The 14,854-nt window shown below is 51.9% G+C and carries 16 protein-coding genes; 3 read left to right on the top strand and 13 right to left on the bottom strand.

Annotated elements, in window-relative coordinates:
- Positions 1–117 precede the first annotated feature (117 nt).
- Positions 118–498 carry a DUF2750 domain-containing protein gene (locus SD425_RS27785; protein ID WP_324680192.1) on the top strand — a complete coding sequence of 127 codons (381 nt, stop codon included), beginning with the start codon at positions 118–120 and terminating at the stop codon, positions 496–498.
- A 193-nt stretch (positions 499–691) separates the two neighbouring features.
- On the opposite strand, the gene SD425_RS27780 is transcribed toward SD425_RS27785, so the two are convergent.
- From SD425_RS27780 to SD425_RS27770, 3 genes are all read right to left on the bottom strand, one after another.
- Positions 692–1,144, bottom strand: coding sequence for a hypothetical protein (locus SD425_RS27780; protein ID WP_324680190.1), 453 nt, complete (start codon positions 1,142–1,144; stop codon positions 692–694).
- A 208-nt stretch (positions 1,145–1,352) separates the two neighbouring features.
- Entirely contained in the window at positions 1,353–1,754 is a 402-nt protein-coding gene (locus tag SD425_RS27775; RefSeq protein WP_324680188.1) for a hypothetical protein, read from the bottom strand.
- A gap of 153 nt (positions 1,755–1,907) precedes the next feature.
- Positions 1,908–2,492 carry a hypothetical protein gene (locus SD425_RS27770; RefSeq protein WP_324680186.1) on the bottom strand — a complete coding sequence of 195 codons (585 nt, stop codon included), beginning with the start codon at positions 2,490–2,492 and terminating at the stop codon, positions 1,908–1,910.
- A 243-nt stretch (positions 2,493–2,735) separates the two neighbouring features.
- Between SD425_RS27770 and SD425_RS27765 the strand changes: the two genes are divergently transcribed.
- Positions 2,736–3,215 carry a hypothetical protein gene (locus SD425_RS27765; protein WP_324680184.1) on the top strand — a complete coding sequence of 160 codons (480 nt, stop codon included), beginning with the start codon at positions 2,736–2,738 and terminating at the stop codon, positions 3,213–3,215.
- Positions 3,216–3,221: 6 nt separating this feature from the next.
- Entirely contained in the window at positions 3,222–3,641 is a 420-nt protein-coding gene (locus SD425_RS27760; protein WP_324680182.1) for a hypothetical protein, read from the top strand.
- A gap of 96 nt (positions 3,642–3,737) precedes the next feature.
- On the opposite strand, the gene SD425_RS27755 is transcribed toward SD425_RS27760, so the two are convergent.
- From SD425_RS27755 to mobC, 10 genes are all read right to left on the bottom strand, one after another.
- The gene (locus SD425_RS27755) at positions 3,738–4,094 is read right to left on the bottom strand and encodes a hypothetical protein (RefSeq protein ID WP_324680180.1); all 357 of its coding nucleotides are present in this window, start codon (positions 4,092–4,094) and stop codon (positions 3,738–3,740) included.
- 384 nt (positions 4,095–4,478) lie between these two features.
- Positions 4,479–4,895, bottom strand: coding sequence for a hypothetical protein (locus SD425_RS27750; RefSeq protein WP_324680179.1), 417 nt, complete (start codon positions 4,893–4,895; stop codon positions 4,479–4,481).
- Positions 4,896–4,967: 72 nt separating this feature from the next.
- Positions 4,968–5,339, bottom strand: a complete 372-nt coding sequence (locus tag SD425_RS27745; protein WP_324680177.1) for a hypothetical protein — start codon at positions 5,337–5,339, stop codon at positions 4,968–4,970.
- A 234-nt stretch (positions 5,340–5,573) separates the two neighbouring features.
- The gene (locus SD425_RS27740) at positions 5,574–6,629 is read right to left on the bottom strand and encodes a DUF7674 family protein (RefSeq protein ID WP_324680175.1); all 1,056 of its coding nucleotides are present in this window, start codon (positions 6,627–6,629) and stop codon (positions 5,574–5,576) included.
- Between the two features lie 240 nt (positions 6,630–6,869).
- The gene (locus tag SD425_RS27735) at positions 6,870–7,544 is read right to left on the bottom strand and encodes a hypothetical protein (RefSeq protein ID WP_324680173.1); all 675 of its coding nucleotides are present in this window, start codon (positions 7,542–7,544) and stop codon (positions 6,870–6,872) included.
- 323 nt (positions 7,545–7,867) lie between these two features.
- Entirely contained in the window at positions 7,868–8,935 is a 1,068-nt protein-coding gene (locus SD425_RS27730) for a PDDEXK nuclease domain-containing protein (RefSeq protein ID WP_324680171.1), read from the bottom strand.
- Positions 8,936–9,335: 400 nt separating this feature from the next.
- Positions 9,336–10,718 (bottom strand): toprim domain-containing protein, encoded by a 1,383-nt coding sequence (locus SD425_RS27725; protein ID WP_324680169.1) that lies wholly within the window; start codon positions 10,716–10,718, stop codon positions 9,336–9,338.
- Between the two features lie 83 nt (positions 10,719–10,801).
- Positions 10,802–12,217 (bottom strand): topoisomerase C-terminal repeat-containing protein, encoded by a 1,416-nt coding sequence (locus tag SD425_RS27720; protein WP_324680167.1) that lies wholly within the window; start codon positions 12,215–12,217, stop codon positions 10,802–10,804.
- Positions 12,218–12,364: 147 nt separating this feature from the next.
- Complete coding sequence (locus tag SD425_RS27715) at positions 12,365–12,730, bottom strand: helix-turn-helix transcriptional regulator (protein ID WP_324680165.1); 366 nt, start codon at positions 12,728–12,730, stop codon at positions 12,365–12,367.
- Positions 12,730–14,742, bottom strand: a complete 2,013-nt coding sequence (gene mobC / locus SD425_RS27710) for a conjugal transfer protein MobC (RefSeq protein ID WP_324680163.1) — start codon at positions 14,740–14,742, stop codon at positions 12,730–12,732. Before mobC ends, SD425_RS27715 begins: the two co-directional genes overlap by 1 nt.
- Positions 14,743–14,854 lie beyond the last annotated feature (112 nt).

Here is a 14,854-nt window from a genome sequence, read left to right as displayed (position 1 = left end):
TAGTGTACTTACAATAGATGTTTGGTAGCAGAGACAGCGGTTTGATAGTAAGGCAGACCGGGCCTACCTTACTGCCTCCACTATTTTCCTGCTTATTCCTTCGTTGCTACCCACTACATGAATCCGCACAAACGCCAATCCATCCTCAACTTACCGGCCCCAGAACGTTATGGCTACCTCATTCGGAAGGTAGCCGATGTTGAAACTATATGGCTGCTGCGCGATGCGGAAGGAATTACCATGCTCGCCGATGACTCAGGACAAGCGATGATTCCGGTCTGGCCAGAGGAAGCATTTGCCGCTTTGCTCTTGACCGGCGAGTGGCAAACCTACCAAACCGAAGAAATGGCTGTAGAGGAGTTTTTAGCGTGGCTAGATGAGCTGCAAGCAGAAAACATCCAGGTGGCGGCTTTCCCTACTGAAACCTTACAGAGCATTGTGGTAGAAGCACACGAGCTGAAGAACCACTTGCTTCACGAACTGGAGCAGTACCAGTAGCTAGCTGCTTAAAAGAGCACAATAAACCATAATGGAGAAGGAAGCCTTTGCTTTCTTCTAAGTGTAAGGAGGCTTATAACGTCTTCCAATAGAACGTTCAAGTAATGTTACAAGCGTACCTGTAGCTTTTGTGACGTTCGTTGTGCAACGTTCCAAATAAAGTATGAATCTACTGCTGCTCAATCTCTGTCAACTAAACCTGTGCAAGTGGTGGTATCGCAGAAAGATACCAGTAAAACGTCTTGAAACTGTCTCTTTTTCCCGCTACCAGCATTGCCCTATACGTAGCGCTTATTACGTTACTTTTTTCCTTATTGCCCAAGTAGCGACTGATCAAAACAGGATAACACAAATTCCCTTTTTCAGTGGTTATGTCCTGTATTTCGTAGGTGTATCTCTCTTGCACAACCAAGTACTGAAGCATTGCTAGGGAAAAGCAACATAACAGCGTTTCCTTCTGCTCGCCATCATCTCGTTTAGATCGCAAAAAGCTTCGAACGCTTACAAAAGCTTTTTCGCAGTCAGCCTTACGCTCAAAGGGCAAGCGAATGGCTGCTAACTCCCGTAAAGGGCTGCTGTAAAACGCCGGTTCTTCTAGAAAGCTTTTTACTTGTGATCGATTAGTAACCAGCCAATCTAAATTCATAAAAGCGGCATGTGGGAGAAGTGGTTATAAAGCTGTTGGCAACAGAATGCAATTTTTTGATTGTATATCGAGCCAGTTGAACATAGACTAATTCCGAGACTAGTCCAATATCAAAAGTTATGTTAATGACCGAAATCAAGATTCAAGGCAGATTGGTCAATCCTTCTGCTAATAGATTTTATCTTATTTCTCTTAAGCAGAGAGGGCGTCAAACAGCTTGCCATTCCACTCTAGTATCACTGCCATAGTGAAACGTGCCCTGCACCACATGATGTAGGTCTTGGCGCGTGCGTAGCCGCTCCCGCAATAGGTCTCTTAGCACGACATGGCGCTCCTGGTCTTCTGGTAAGGCAGGATGCGTCGCTTCGGTCGTCGTACCAGCCTTGAATGCGGCTTGCCACCGCTGCCAAATCGCCCAGTCCTCGAGCGCGAGTTGGAAGGTTTCCTCATCCAATGGAGTCAGAGCATACGTGGCTGCAGTCTGAGGCGAGTCTTCCCACTGAAGGCACTCATAATAATGCGGCTGGTCATGATAATCAGCAATGCCTGTGCGAGCACCATCGTACCAATCTGTAATGGTATATACATGTTCTGAGCGCGAAAACTCCATAGATAAGCAGCTCTTGACCTAAGATGAAATACTAGTCGTATAAGTAGGCGTTATGTTAATCAACTACTCCGAGAAGCTAAAAAAGTAATAAATATTCCTCAGCCTCGGTGGAATTCAACTTGCATAGCTGCTTCAACGGTTGTGCTCCTTCGGTTACTGACTACCATATAGGCGCTTGTATTCCGGTGTGTCTATGATGCCTTCTTGAGGAAAGACTAGCGGAAGCCCTTCCGCACGTGCCGCCTTTAGGTGCGCTTCTGTGCCACAGAAATACCAAGCCTCTTGGCCTGTCAAGCCCATCGCGGGGTTGATGCTGTACAACCGTTTTTCCGAGCCAAAGGCCGCTGGTAGGTTTTCCAACGCCGTAAAGAAGTGGTCGGGTAACCAGTCACTATCGGTTGCAGCGGTGAACACCACCGTTGTATCCTTCGTGGTAAGCGTGACGATATACTGCCGCTGATCGGAGGAAAGGTGTTCCGCGACGTGGATGTGTTTCTCCGGCAAGGTCTGGGCGATAATGGAGGTCAACAGGGCGGAAAGGTCACCAACGGCATAGAGACACTCCGTATCAAAGGAGACGTCCACGAGGTTATACTTGGCTTGAAGGCGCTGCAGCGTTGCGGCGGGGTACGGCTCTTCTACACGTAGCGCGGTTGGCGTGGCGTTCTGTTTAAAATGAAGCACATAGAACAGTAGCAACGTCAGCGTACTACCAATGATCAAGAGGAGGGCTTTCACAGAGGACGTGTATACGATCGGGCTCTGGAAACGCTACCGCAATACCATTGCCAAGTAGTGGCGGCTGGATCAAGTAGACTAATGGGCAATAGATCAGAAGGCCCACTTCTGCCCGAGAAATAGGCCTTCTGTTCATGACTTATTTTGAGAAAGAGCCTGCGTAAGTTGAAGAACTTGCTGTGTTGATAATCCGAGTAGGCTTGCATCCCTTTATTCTTTCGACGGATGGTCTTAGCTTGCCCTATGGGGAAGCGGTTTCTTTTCGTTGGTGGTGATTTGCTCGCGCTTCCTATCCTCCTGTTTGTGGGCTTGGTGCTGTACCGCGGCGCCGAAGGAGCCATCGCGGCCTTCCAACACCGTTTTCTGCCGCCCACTCGCATGACCATCGTCTGGCCCAGTGAATGGGAGTGCGATGAATACCACCAAGCCTACCGCGTCCTGAAGATGGACTACCCCAACAGCTTGGTTCGTTATCTCTTTCACGGTACCTCGTTGCTGGTTCCCTATCCCAGGGGGCGGGCACAGGATACCACGGCCTTTTACCGCTACTACCAGCAACAGGTCCGACATGGACGACGCGATACGGTAGTGGTGCGCGCCCGCTTGGGCTACGACATTCGCGTAGGGGAACCTGGCTTGGATCATTGTCCAGACATCCCCTATGTAGACGTGAGCGCCGTGTACTCCAAGCGGGGAAAGTTGCTCAAACGTTTTTCCCAGTAACGACTGATGCACCCGCCCGTTCTTCTCTTTGTGCTGCTGACGCTGAGTGCCTGTACTGCGCACGAGGATCGCTTCCGCGACTTGGTGGAGGTGGACACGATTGACGCTGTCGTCCTGCACAACAACCGGGGCGATTATCGCCTGACCCGCGAGGAGTTACGCCGCTTCAAAGGTGTCTTAGGAGACATGTGGTATCGACCGCAGGCTGACCTGAAGATGGGCACGATCGGGTTTAGCCTGTATATACAGGGCCAGCAGTATGAGGCGGTGAGCCGCACGCATGGTCGCTACCTAAGCGTACCGCATCAGCTAGTTCCTCCAGCCAAGCAGCACTTACTCGCTAGGCCTAGTTCGCAAGCGGATGCCCCTTTGATCTTCGAGTTTGATTCTGCTGTTAATCTAGATAACTACCATGCTCGTCGATGATAAGGGTTATCAGATGTTTTGCTAATCAGTGGTCCGAGAAGTGAAATTATGTTCAATAGGCTTATCTAACACTTTTGAGCGCTCTTTGAGGCAAGACTATTCTAGTTGCTCAAAAGGATACATGTAGATTACCTGAATGGCTTCGGCTTCAGCCACGGCTTTACTAGTTGGTTCAAGATATAAGCGGTGTGCCTGGTCGAGTACTAACTCTACTGTGTCGTGATCTAGGAGTAGTTGCTGGTGTGAAAGGATGCGATAAGGATGCTCCTCTTCGGGCGAACGAAAGGTGAGAGCTTTCGCTGTAATGGTCAACTGCATAGCCGGAAAGTCAGGATCCGTACTGCGCCACTGGGTTCCCACCAAGGAGTGCACATCGACTTTCTCCCGCTTATGAGTAGAACAGCTGTAGCTGCTGCCTACGAGAAGCCCTACAGTGAGTAAGAACCTGCTCATATCGTTATAGCCTAGGCAGTAAGTAAGAAAAAGGGAGGCTTGCTTTTGTAATGCAGGCTTAAACTAGACAAAAGCTAGAAAGTAGCCTAATCATTAGAATCGGTGTTTTATGGAAAAAGTTGATAAACATAATTGAGGTGGCTGTTGCAAAAGTCAGAGCACGGAGCCTATTCGGTGCGCAAGTGAGTAGCAAGGCAACCAAAAAGCCGCGAAAGGTAGGCTTCCCTGTCGTCAGCTAGTGGGCTTCGCCCGCCCGCCAAAGCAGACCGTAGACTTTTGCAACAGCCACTGAGCTTACAGGACAAGTCTTGGAAAAGTGACGGTTTTGAGCCTCTGCTTGAGCAATGACCAGCGTGGTACTTTGGTGAGAGCTAGGCGCTGCTGTTAGGTCCTAGCGCAGGCCTCCTGGATCATTGTTGTCAGCTCGGCGGCTCTTTCCGGCTGTTTACCAAACCCACCCCGGATGGGATGGTCTGAAAACAGAAACGTCTCGCCTGTGGTCAACACCAGTTGGTAGGAAAAGCCGCTGATGGATTCCACGCGGGCTAGTTGCGTGCAAGGCCGTCGAAACGTGCGAAACCCATTACGGAAGCACAAGGTGGCCGGTGACTCCAGGGTGAGATAATAGCCCTGAAAGTGCCAGAAGAGAAGGGCAACGCTCCAAAAGACAGCCCCGACTACCTTGAACAGGATATCCTCCCCCGCCAACCAACCGGGTACGAACACCAGAACCCAACACAAGGTCAAGGCACTCCAAAACGCTATTCTACCTTGCGGATAGTTCAGCCAGCTAATGTTCATCGAACCAAATAGAAATACGGCAACGCTCTTTATGTAAGTGCAACGCGGATTGGCCGCTTAGCATTTGTGCGGTTACGGTTCCGCCCTGAGCACGAGTTCCGTTACGCTCTGCTCGTACCACTCGCCTACTAGGGGCAAGCCCATCATTGAACGCGGACCCGACAGCCACTTAAAAGCACAGATGGTCTTCCAGCCGTGTGGAATCTCGTCCATAGGGTGGTCGTACTGCTGGCTCACGGCCACCAAGCGGTACTGTTCCATCACTTCCTGCCCGTTCGCGCCCAGGCCAATGACTCGGAACGTGGTCCCAAGGGGAATGTCTTCGTCCTGGCGCATCACGAAGGCATAGACTACGCTCGGGTCCTCCCGAAACGGCTGCGTCAAATTAGGGAATGCCCTCAGAACGTTTGGCGCAACCCGTCCCCGAAGAATCAGCTCAAGCATAGGGCAAGGTAAGGGACGACTTTCGTTCACGGAAACGGTGATTTCCCTGAACAGCTTCGCTGTAAGACTGCCTCTATTTCACGGAAAGGTGGGTTTTCAATCCTCCTTATAGACCCTCATTCGTTCAGCGGAAGGAGCGATTTGCGACACCGGTGCCTGGGCGCCAATCCGTTTCCTTTTATCTGTACTGCACTTGGCACAGACCTTTCCATGCCTTCGCTCCCCGCTCAGGTGCTATCGCCTGACGAGGAAGCGCGCTTGTTCCCATTTCTTTCCCGTGAAGAAACGTACGAAATAGATGCCCGTAGGAAAGTTACTTAACTGCACGGCTGCTTGATGGTGAGCGGGAAGCGTTCGCAACACGACTTTACCGGTCACATCCGTGACCAATAGTTCCTTGATCTCGCCTTCCCACTCTACGTGCAGGATATCCGAGGTCGGATTGGGATAACATTTCCACGCAGAGGCCTTGGCTGGCCGAGCGGTGGTAGGGGCCACGGCCGCCGTGTCTACGACCGGCTTGGGTGGGCCAGCCAAGCTAGGCGTGGGGGCTTGGCAATCGGCTGTGTAGGCATACTTGGTCACAAGCTTGACCAGCAAGCGCGTGAGCTGCTCGACCTCGAACTGGTCCGTGGTGGGCTTAAGGTGGGCCTCGCCGACGCCACTGTCATCGGTGAGAAACACGTAGGTACCATTGGTGGCCAGGGCCAGGGACCGCATCAGGTATTCCGTGCTTTTGTCGATGCCACTGGCCGCAAGGGGAATGAGACGAATGCCCTTGGCCGCCGCTTTGCGGATGGACTGCTGCAGCGAGGCCAGCACTTGCGGATTTTCATGGGGCGGCGCATCCAAAATCAAAAACAACAGCCGCGCTTTGGCGTGGGGAGTCCAGGAAAGGTCGTTCACGGCCACGGCCAGGGCCTGATCGACGGCTTCGGGGAAATCGCCGCCGCCCCCAGCTTGCTGCTGGCGGATAAAGTCCAGTGTGGGCTGCAGGTGGGCGCTGAGGTTGGTCGTACGGGAGTGCTCCAAAAAGGACACATATAGTGCATTCTCTGTCGTACTGTCTACCTGCTCGACCGTCTGCTGGAAATAGTCAATAACACGGGCTAGCTCTTGCAGGTGGCCGTGAGCTACACATGTATTGGCATAACGCGCCCACGCACTCGCTTGCAAATGGCTCAAGCCTTCATGCTCCCGCACGTCTTCTGCTACGGCAGGAAAGCGCTCGACGAGCTCCGCTAGGAACCGTGCTCGCGTTAATGCCGGCTGGTGGGGTATCAATTCCATGAAGCGCTAAGATAGAGCAACGCTACGCATTGTACACTCACACTATCCTCGATGACCTCGCTCGTTGAAGACTAATCAGGGCCATCTATAACGTTCTGAGGAAGAGCGTTTGCAGTACGTTATACGCGTACTCGTAGGGCGGTACGCTTCTTGAGCACTGGTTAAGCTATTGGCTACCTTGTTTGAATCACCGTTTCGCTGAACTGAAGATACTCCGTGTATGCAGTTGCCTGTAAGTGCTCAGTCTTCATAAGGAGCAACCACGTAAGTGCTATCCAGTTGCCTTTTGAAAAACCGGTTATTCTTAAACTCTAGTAGATAGTGCGCGGTCGTCGTGCCTGATAGCCATTCGGGATCCTTTCCAGCTTTCGTACCGGGCTTTTCAATCAAGTCCACACTCACGTTTTCCTGACGAAATGTTGTCGGGGACACTTGTACTGATCTGTTATCATTATGCCCCCCGCTGCCATCGAAGTATTCAGCCAAGGTCACGTTTGTAAGCCATCGGTTATCAGACGTGAAAAGAAGCATCTGCAACTTGCCATGGATTCCGTCAAAATCCGAGATGGCAGCGACAACTTCGGCCCGATTGGGGCCAAGCGCAAACGTGTGATAACGGTAATAGACAGTTGCACTGTCAAACTCGCCAGATCCAGTCAGGAGGGGTTTTATGAGCGTGCTATCGGCGCGCGGTAGGGTGCGTAAACTATCCAGCAGGGAGGAGCCTTCGAGTCGTACAAGCCGGTACGATATAGGCTGAAACGGAATAGAAGGATCTGTTGCGACCGTTGTAGAGGGTTCTACGGCTACTGGGTGGCGTTCTGCCTGTTGTTGGTTACAAGCTCCGCACAGCAGCAGACCAGCGGCGTAGATAAGGACACCCTGAAAATGGGGCGAAGCAACAGCGTATTTCATATGGAGCTGAGCGGGTGGTTGTTAGCGAAGACAAAGTACGATCACTAGCTGCCTTTCAATATTTCGCTCCTTTTAGTGAACAACTCGTTCTGTCTGAAGAGAGGCAGTAGAAAGGCGTGAAACCGGCCGAAAACGGTTCAGAAAAGTTGTTCAGCAATCAAAGTACAAGGACCTTCTTGTGCCAATGAGAAAGTTGTACTTTCTACCAGGAATAGGAGCGATGTATTCAGCGTTACCGGCTACAACATCCTTGTCCTGCGCTGATGCGATGACCTAGCCGCTGCCCACCGCAGATCCTGCCGACTGTTACCTCATCGGGTTGGTCACTCGGGTTCGGGTGCCGAGTCGGCTGCTGACTCTGGGGTATCAGGCGTACGGCTACGCAACGTGTGTTCCAGCGCCGCAATGCTGGGCAGGGACGCTTGCAGTCCTTCTGGCAACGCTTCCGTGAGCCGATACTCGGCAATACCAATGGGTTTGTGTACGTCGCGCAAGGCATACTCGGCTACGATGTTGTTGCGGCTCTTGCACAAGAGCAGCCCGATCGTGGGCGCGTCCTGGGGGTGCCGCCGCTGATCATCCACCGCCGCCAAATAGAAGTTGAGCTTGCCCGTGTACTCGGGTTTGAACTCGGTAGTCTTGAGCTCGACCACCACATAAGCGCGTAGCTGCAGGTGATAGAAAAGCAAGTCCAGGTAGTAGTCTTGCCCGCCGACTTGTAGCGGTACTTGCTGGCCCACGTAGGCAAAGCCACTACCCAGTTCGAGCAGAAACTTAGTGATATGCTCGAGCAAGCCGCGTTGCAGATCCCGTTCCTTGAAGTTGTCCGCCAAGGTGAGAAAGTCGAAGAGGTAGGGATCCTTCAGCGTTTGCTGCGCCAGCTCCGAGTCGGCTGGCGGCAGGGTACGGGCGAAGTTCGTCACAGCCTTACCCTGACGCAGGTGATACCCACTCTCGATCTGGTGCACCAACATATCGCGCGACCAACCATGCTGCGCCGTCGCCTGTACGTAGAGCAGGCGGATGGCGTCATCTTTGACTTTCTCCAGCAGGGTCAAGTGATGGTACCAAGGAATTTGTGCAAGCGACGCTTGCACAAATTCCTCGTCTGCGTAGGCCTGGGCAAAGCGACGCATATACTTAAGGTTCCGCGCTGAGAGCCCCTGCATAGCAGGGAATTCGCGCTGCAGTTCAGCCGCGAGTTGATCAATAACCTTGGCGCCCCAGCCTTGCTGGGCCTGTTGGTCCAAAATCAAGCGGCCAATGCGCCAGTAGAGCACGAGCAACTCGCCATTGGCCGCCCGTGCGGCTTGGAGCTGCGTTTGGCGAATCGCTTGTTTGACGTGCGCCAGCAGTGTGGCAAAGGCAGGTAGATCAGCAGAAAGCGGCATAAAAGCGAAAGGAGGTCCGAAGTAGAAGAACCACCACGAAGCTACGAGGCAAATGGCTACGAAAGCCTGCTCTCATCCTGTTTATCACAGAAGGCTTGTTCAAACTAAAGTTCTTTCTGAACGCTTTGAGCTTCCGCCTGAATGGCCCCGAAAAAATGGTTTTTTATAGATATTCTAAACAATTCAAGTGGGTTCTTAACTTAGCCTTTCTTCTGTCTAAAACATTGATGACTTAGAGGAAGCTAAAGCCTTAAGCGGCTCTGGCGCTGAATAAGCATCCCTGATTGCCGCCTGCCTTAGGCAATTGTACAGGGCAAGCATACACAAAAAACCCTGCCTGCGTACTGCAAACAGGGTTTATTTGGCAATTATGGATAATAATTGCCAGTTTTTGGACAGCTTACCGTCGAATACCCCGCCGTACGCTCGGCTCCTGCGAAGTGGCCACGGCCTGACTCTTACTGCGTAAGCTCTCCTTCAGCTGGTCGTTCCAATCGTTGGCCCGCGACTTATCTACCTCCAGCTTGACAGTCATTGGGTAGGCGCTGATCAGGGCCTGATTGAAAAAGGCAAGCGTTTCCAACCGCTTAGGAATGTGAAACTTGTAGCTGTTATCCGCATCCTTCGTGGCCGTAATGAGTTCCGTCGTTAACGTAGTGGATCCGGGCGACTCTTTGCCCGCTACCTGGTAATAGCCCTCGGCTAGCCGGTGGTTGTAGTTCTTGGTTTCCTGGTGTAGCTTGGTAAAGTATTGCTCCTGCCCAGAGCTGATGCCTACGGTAATCAATCCGGGCAACGTGCGCTCGATGCGCATAGCAGCAGTTGGATGCGCTAGCCCCGTAATGAGCTTGGTATCGAACAGGTACCCATCCAGATTATTATCGAACGCTGCCTTTACCGTCTTTAGGTTCTGGTTCTCCACTAGGCGCCTGATCTCGGCTACCTTGTTATCGGTCAAGAAGCCCGCGGTGGACGCGTACATGGTGTTATTGGGCTGCTTCAATTGATAGTGCGAGAGGCTGTCTATAGCACTTTCTGACACGATCAGGGTGTGCGTCTTGTTACCACTGTTGGAGAGCCACAGCGCTGACGAACTAAGCGAATCAGCCGCCTGCCCTCTGAAGCCATTGGCCTTGATTTCCAAACCTACAATCTTATCCTTGTAAAGCTGAGGGAAGGCCGTGTTTACAAACTTATAGTCCTGGCCATCCTTGGTTTTGCCCTCGCGAATGTGATTAAGGATTCGGCTACTAAAGCAAGCGTTTGTCAGCGTTTCATTGCTTATGCCTCGACTGTTCAGGTAACGCGTATCCGTCAGCGTCGTCGTTGCCAGTAGGAAGTCTGGAATAAACTGATCTCCCCGCTGCACTGGCTCGATTGCCTTCTGTAGCGTGGAGCTTTCCTGGCGGGGCGGGACCGTCACGCTCAGGAAGCGGCGGGCATTCTCGATGACGCTCGTCCAGATGTTCTTGCCTGGCACGGCCGTAATGCCGTCGATCCTAGGGTTTTCAAGCCGAAACTTCAGGAAGTCGATGACGCTGCCTTTATCCCGATCATCGGCCCGGTTGAAGTACAGAAAATCACCGGATGGTGCCTTGTAGATGATCACCTGGTCGAGCCGGGGGTTACCGCGGTAGTCGAAGGTGTGGAACTTCCCCTTCTGTGGATCTGAACCACTCTTGGCGCGGTTGTGCTGGTAGCCTAAGGTGAGCACCAAATCTACCATGTTGAGTTCTTTCTTTACTTGGCTGAAATTTAGTTCAGGCTCACGAGGGTTTTGCATAGGTGTGTGGGGGCGAGGTAGGTAGTAAAAGAAAATCAGCCCCCGAAGCATCAGGAACTGATTTTCTGAATCAATCAAATGGCTTACATCTGGATTCCACGTCGGACTTTGGTTTCCTCCGCTGTTTGTTTTTCTACGTGTGGTTTGACGTCGTTAAAGGAAACTGAGCGCTTTATAGGATCTAGCTGCACGATGGCATCAAAGAGCTGGTTCTTAGTATTCGTCATTCCCTGAACCTTAGTAGGCCGGCCTTCTTGGATGCTCTTTCGCTCTTCGGGGCTCAGCGTAACGCCTAGTAATTCTTTGGGTACTGTAACGCCCTCACGGCGTACAGCTACCACTCGATTCATTTCCTTATCGATGGCCACATAAGCGGAAAAGGTTTTTCCTTTGCCATCCTGAAAGCCGTCCGTCAGTGGCACTACCCCCGTCTTAGTCAGCTGCTCTTTCATAGCGGGCGTGATTTCCTTGCCTAGAATCTGCTCCGGAATCACCAGCTGATGTTTGGGCAAATCAAATTGCAGACTCGGGGCGCCGGCTGCATCACGGCGTAACACGAGCTTGGCGGCGAAGGGCACCTGCTCACCTTGCTCATTGCGTAGGGAGAAAGACGAGATGAGGTCCGTCTTCTGGCCACTAAGTAACTTTTGCAGTTGGCCGGACTTCTCTAACTCTTCTACCTGTAGTCCCATCTTAGTGAGCAGTTGCACCGGTATATCAGCCTTGGTGAAAGCTGCCATAGGGCTTGCTTGCTGCGCTGTAACCTGGTTTTCCCGGTACAATGCCTTTGCCTTCTGTAGTACTGATTCCGGTAGCAAGGATGCTGCTGGCTTCGCCTCAGGCGCCGGCGTGGTAGCTTGCTTCTCTGGGGCGGCCTGCTGCTTCTCCACTGGCGCCGCTTGCGCTACTGAAGGCTTCTCCGCTGGTGCAGCTGCTGCCACCGGTGCCGCCGTAGTGCCTGGTTGCTGAGCACGAGCAGCGGAAGCGGGGGACTCCTTCACGCCTTCTACCTTCTGAACAGGCTTCGCCACGTGCTGCTGCGCACTAGCTAGGTTATCGGCAAAGTTGCTGATGAAGCTTACTACTAGGCCATTCCGAACCGTGATGTTAAGCAGGCCCGCACCATCCAGCTTTTCGCCTGCCCGCCGTAGGTTCTGGGCCTGCGGCATCTTGCGAAGCTCGGGATCCTTGTCAATGACTTCCCAGATGTCCTTGAGGGTGTTGCTGACAGAATCACCTTTCAACTCATCCCCGAGCTTTGGTTGCTGCGTGCCGACGGCTACGCTAATGATCTTGGTGGCCGCTTCTAAGTTCGTGGCTTCTTCCACCTTGCCCCGCTGGCGCAAAGCATCAGCTACAGGTTGGGCATTCTTGATAAATTCATCCCGCGTTTCGTCTACGTTGATCTCCGTAGGCTTCTTAGGGGTTACTGCTGGCCCTACTGGCCGGGGAACTAGCGGCTCTTCAGAGCCACTTTTTGTTTCGGTTTTCTCAGACATGTCGCTGTTAGTAAATGAGTTATACCGCCTGTCTCCACCGTGGAGCCAGCATTAAGCAAATATAAGAATTCGCCCTTGCGATATTGAATATTTAATGACAGCAACAAAAAATAACCGTTAAATCAATAAGTGTGGCCACAAACTGCTTTAGCCTTCCAAAGAAACAACAACATGATCTATTTCTTTATCAAGCACTTGCTTAATATTCACCAGATGTGAAACAACAGTAGTCAAGTCAACTGCTTTTGTGCTATCACTTATACTCCTTTTGGAAATATGAGCGTTATCAGGTTGCAGGATCCAATTCAGATTGTAGCCGTGTTTGGAAAAGAAGAGCAGATAGGTAATGAAAGCTTCGATGCTGCCGGCGCCCGCCTGCTCGAGGCGCCCTAGCATGTTCTGCGTGAGACCGGTTTCAGCGCATACCCGCGCCTGAGTCCACTTCTCTCCTCCAGGATAGCCTAGCTCATCCCGTAGCGCAGCTAGGCGCCTACCGATCAATTCCTTATTCATTATGCCTTGACCTTTTTGGTTTTGATTAAGTGCTGCAAATTGGTATCGTCGGCTATTCGATCCAATTCCTTCTTCACAATAGTGGCAATATCATTTTTGATTGCCCTATAGTTTTGCTGGATAACCTCATCCATACGGTCTTCTCCAGTCACCGGATCAATGAAGCTGGTAATGTCGGGAATTTGTTGGTAGGCTGCTTCTTCCTTCTTGATTTTGGCCACATCAACCACGATTTGGGCGTGAAATACCTTTTGCGGTATCTCCTGCCCGAAATTGTCAGCCACCGCGCCTACAAAGGTTCCTTGGCTTAGGTTGGTAATCGTACTCGCGGGAATCATGTTGCCCATCTGCGTCGAGATGCTGCTACTTGTATCCTTGCTGTTGATGCTCACGCCTTGGCGCTGCTGCACGATTTGCCCAAAGTTCTCCGACAATGCTTTAGCACTAGCCCCCCTCAACTGCCCGGAGATTACGTTACCTACGAGTTCCGAAATAGCAGTCGATTCTAGTTTGCCATAATCGCGGTCGAGCAGCGCTTGCGTTTGGATACCTAGGCAGGTTGATACTAGATTACTACGGGCCTCCGCAATCAAGCTATCTAGGCCCCGGAAGTACATCGTTGGTAGCTCGTCGATGATTAGCGAAGACTTCAGTTTACCCTTCGTGTTGATGAGGGAAACCAAGCGCGAATTGAACAGACCCAGCGCCGCGCCGTAGACGCCCTTGCGCTTAGGGTTGTTGCCGACGCAGACCACCTTGGGTGCCTCGGGGTTGTTGATATCAAGGGTGAAGTCATTGCCGCTCATCACCCAGTACAGCGCTGGCGATGCCATTTGAGCGAGGGCAATCCGAGCCGAGGCAATCTGCCCCGATAACTGCTCCATGGCATCATCTTCGTAGGCATCCACGAACGGCTTGACATAGTTTTCTATCTCCTCATAAGCGCCTAGGATCGGAAACATCTCCTGATAGTCGCGGGCTAGAAATTCGATAGTATGCGGGAATGTGCAGTACTTGCCCCCTTCGTAGAGCTTCAGAAACCAGATAATAGCCGCCACGAAGTTGATCGGGCTTTTGACAAAGAAGTCATCTTGCTTCGGTATCCAGGTACGGTTTAGGTTCAGCATAATGGTCGCCGCCGCCTCCGTTGCATCGACAATATCCGTCATCATTGAGGCTAGTACCGGATTGCCGCGGTGGCTCTTACGCGGGTTGTCGAAATCAATCACAAAGAACTGCACCGGTACGGCATACTTATCCTGGTGCTTCAGCAGCTCATTGTACACTACTAGGGTCAGAGAGGGAATCTTGTAGTCATACACGTACAGGGCAAAGCCCTTGGCTATGTGCTGCTTGATGAACTGGATGATTACCGCGTAGGACTTACCAGAGCCCGGCGTGCCATACACCACGGTAGCGCGAAACGGATTGACAATATTGATCCACCCGTTATACCGTTTGCCCTGGTACCAGTAAGTAGTTGGGATGTTCACTGAGTGCTCATTCGGCAAGTAGCGTTGCTCCTGGGGAAAGCTCTCGTTGGCCGTATTGAAAATGTCGTTCCTCAGATTCAAGCTGAGCATACGGCTCATCTGTATGCCGCCCCTGAGCATGAGTAAGAAGCCCAGCACCGTTGTGCTGGCGTACAATCCGGTTATGAGCGTTGCCGAGTAGCCTAGGTCTAGCACCCAGACATTGCCAAAAAACAGCAAGGACCCGATCACCAGGTAAGCGATGATGGGCGGCCACGTCTGCTTATCATCCGGCTTGCCTCGCGTACCAAAGCAAGTCATGGCCAAGCACAGTACAGCCGCGCCCTTCGTGATGTAAGGAGACCGGAATAAGGCCGTTTTCGTGCTGAAGCGCGTGAGAATATTCCCGACCCAGGCAGCGGTTAAGTGATGCTCAATAAAGAACCCATAGCAGTAATAATACAGGTGCAGCACCACCAGAAACGCCCCGATTACGAGAGTCATATTGATGATCATGCGCAATCCTTTTTCGTCTTCCATGATGTTGAGAGGGTAATTAGTGAGGCGTACTTTTATGTGACTGCTATGTGACTCTGACCGGAAAAAACGCCCTTAGCAAACTGCTTTCAGCGATTTCTTATGTGCCTGTCAT

Source organism: Hymenobacter sp. GOD-10R (assembly GCF_035609205.1).
Classification (GTDB): Bacteria; Bacteroidota; Bacteroidia; order Cytophagales; family Hymenobacteraceae; genus Hymenobacter.
The sequence above is the reverse complement of the archived record's forward strand: the minus strand, read 5'-3'. Positions and strand labels throughout refer to the sequence as shown.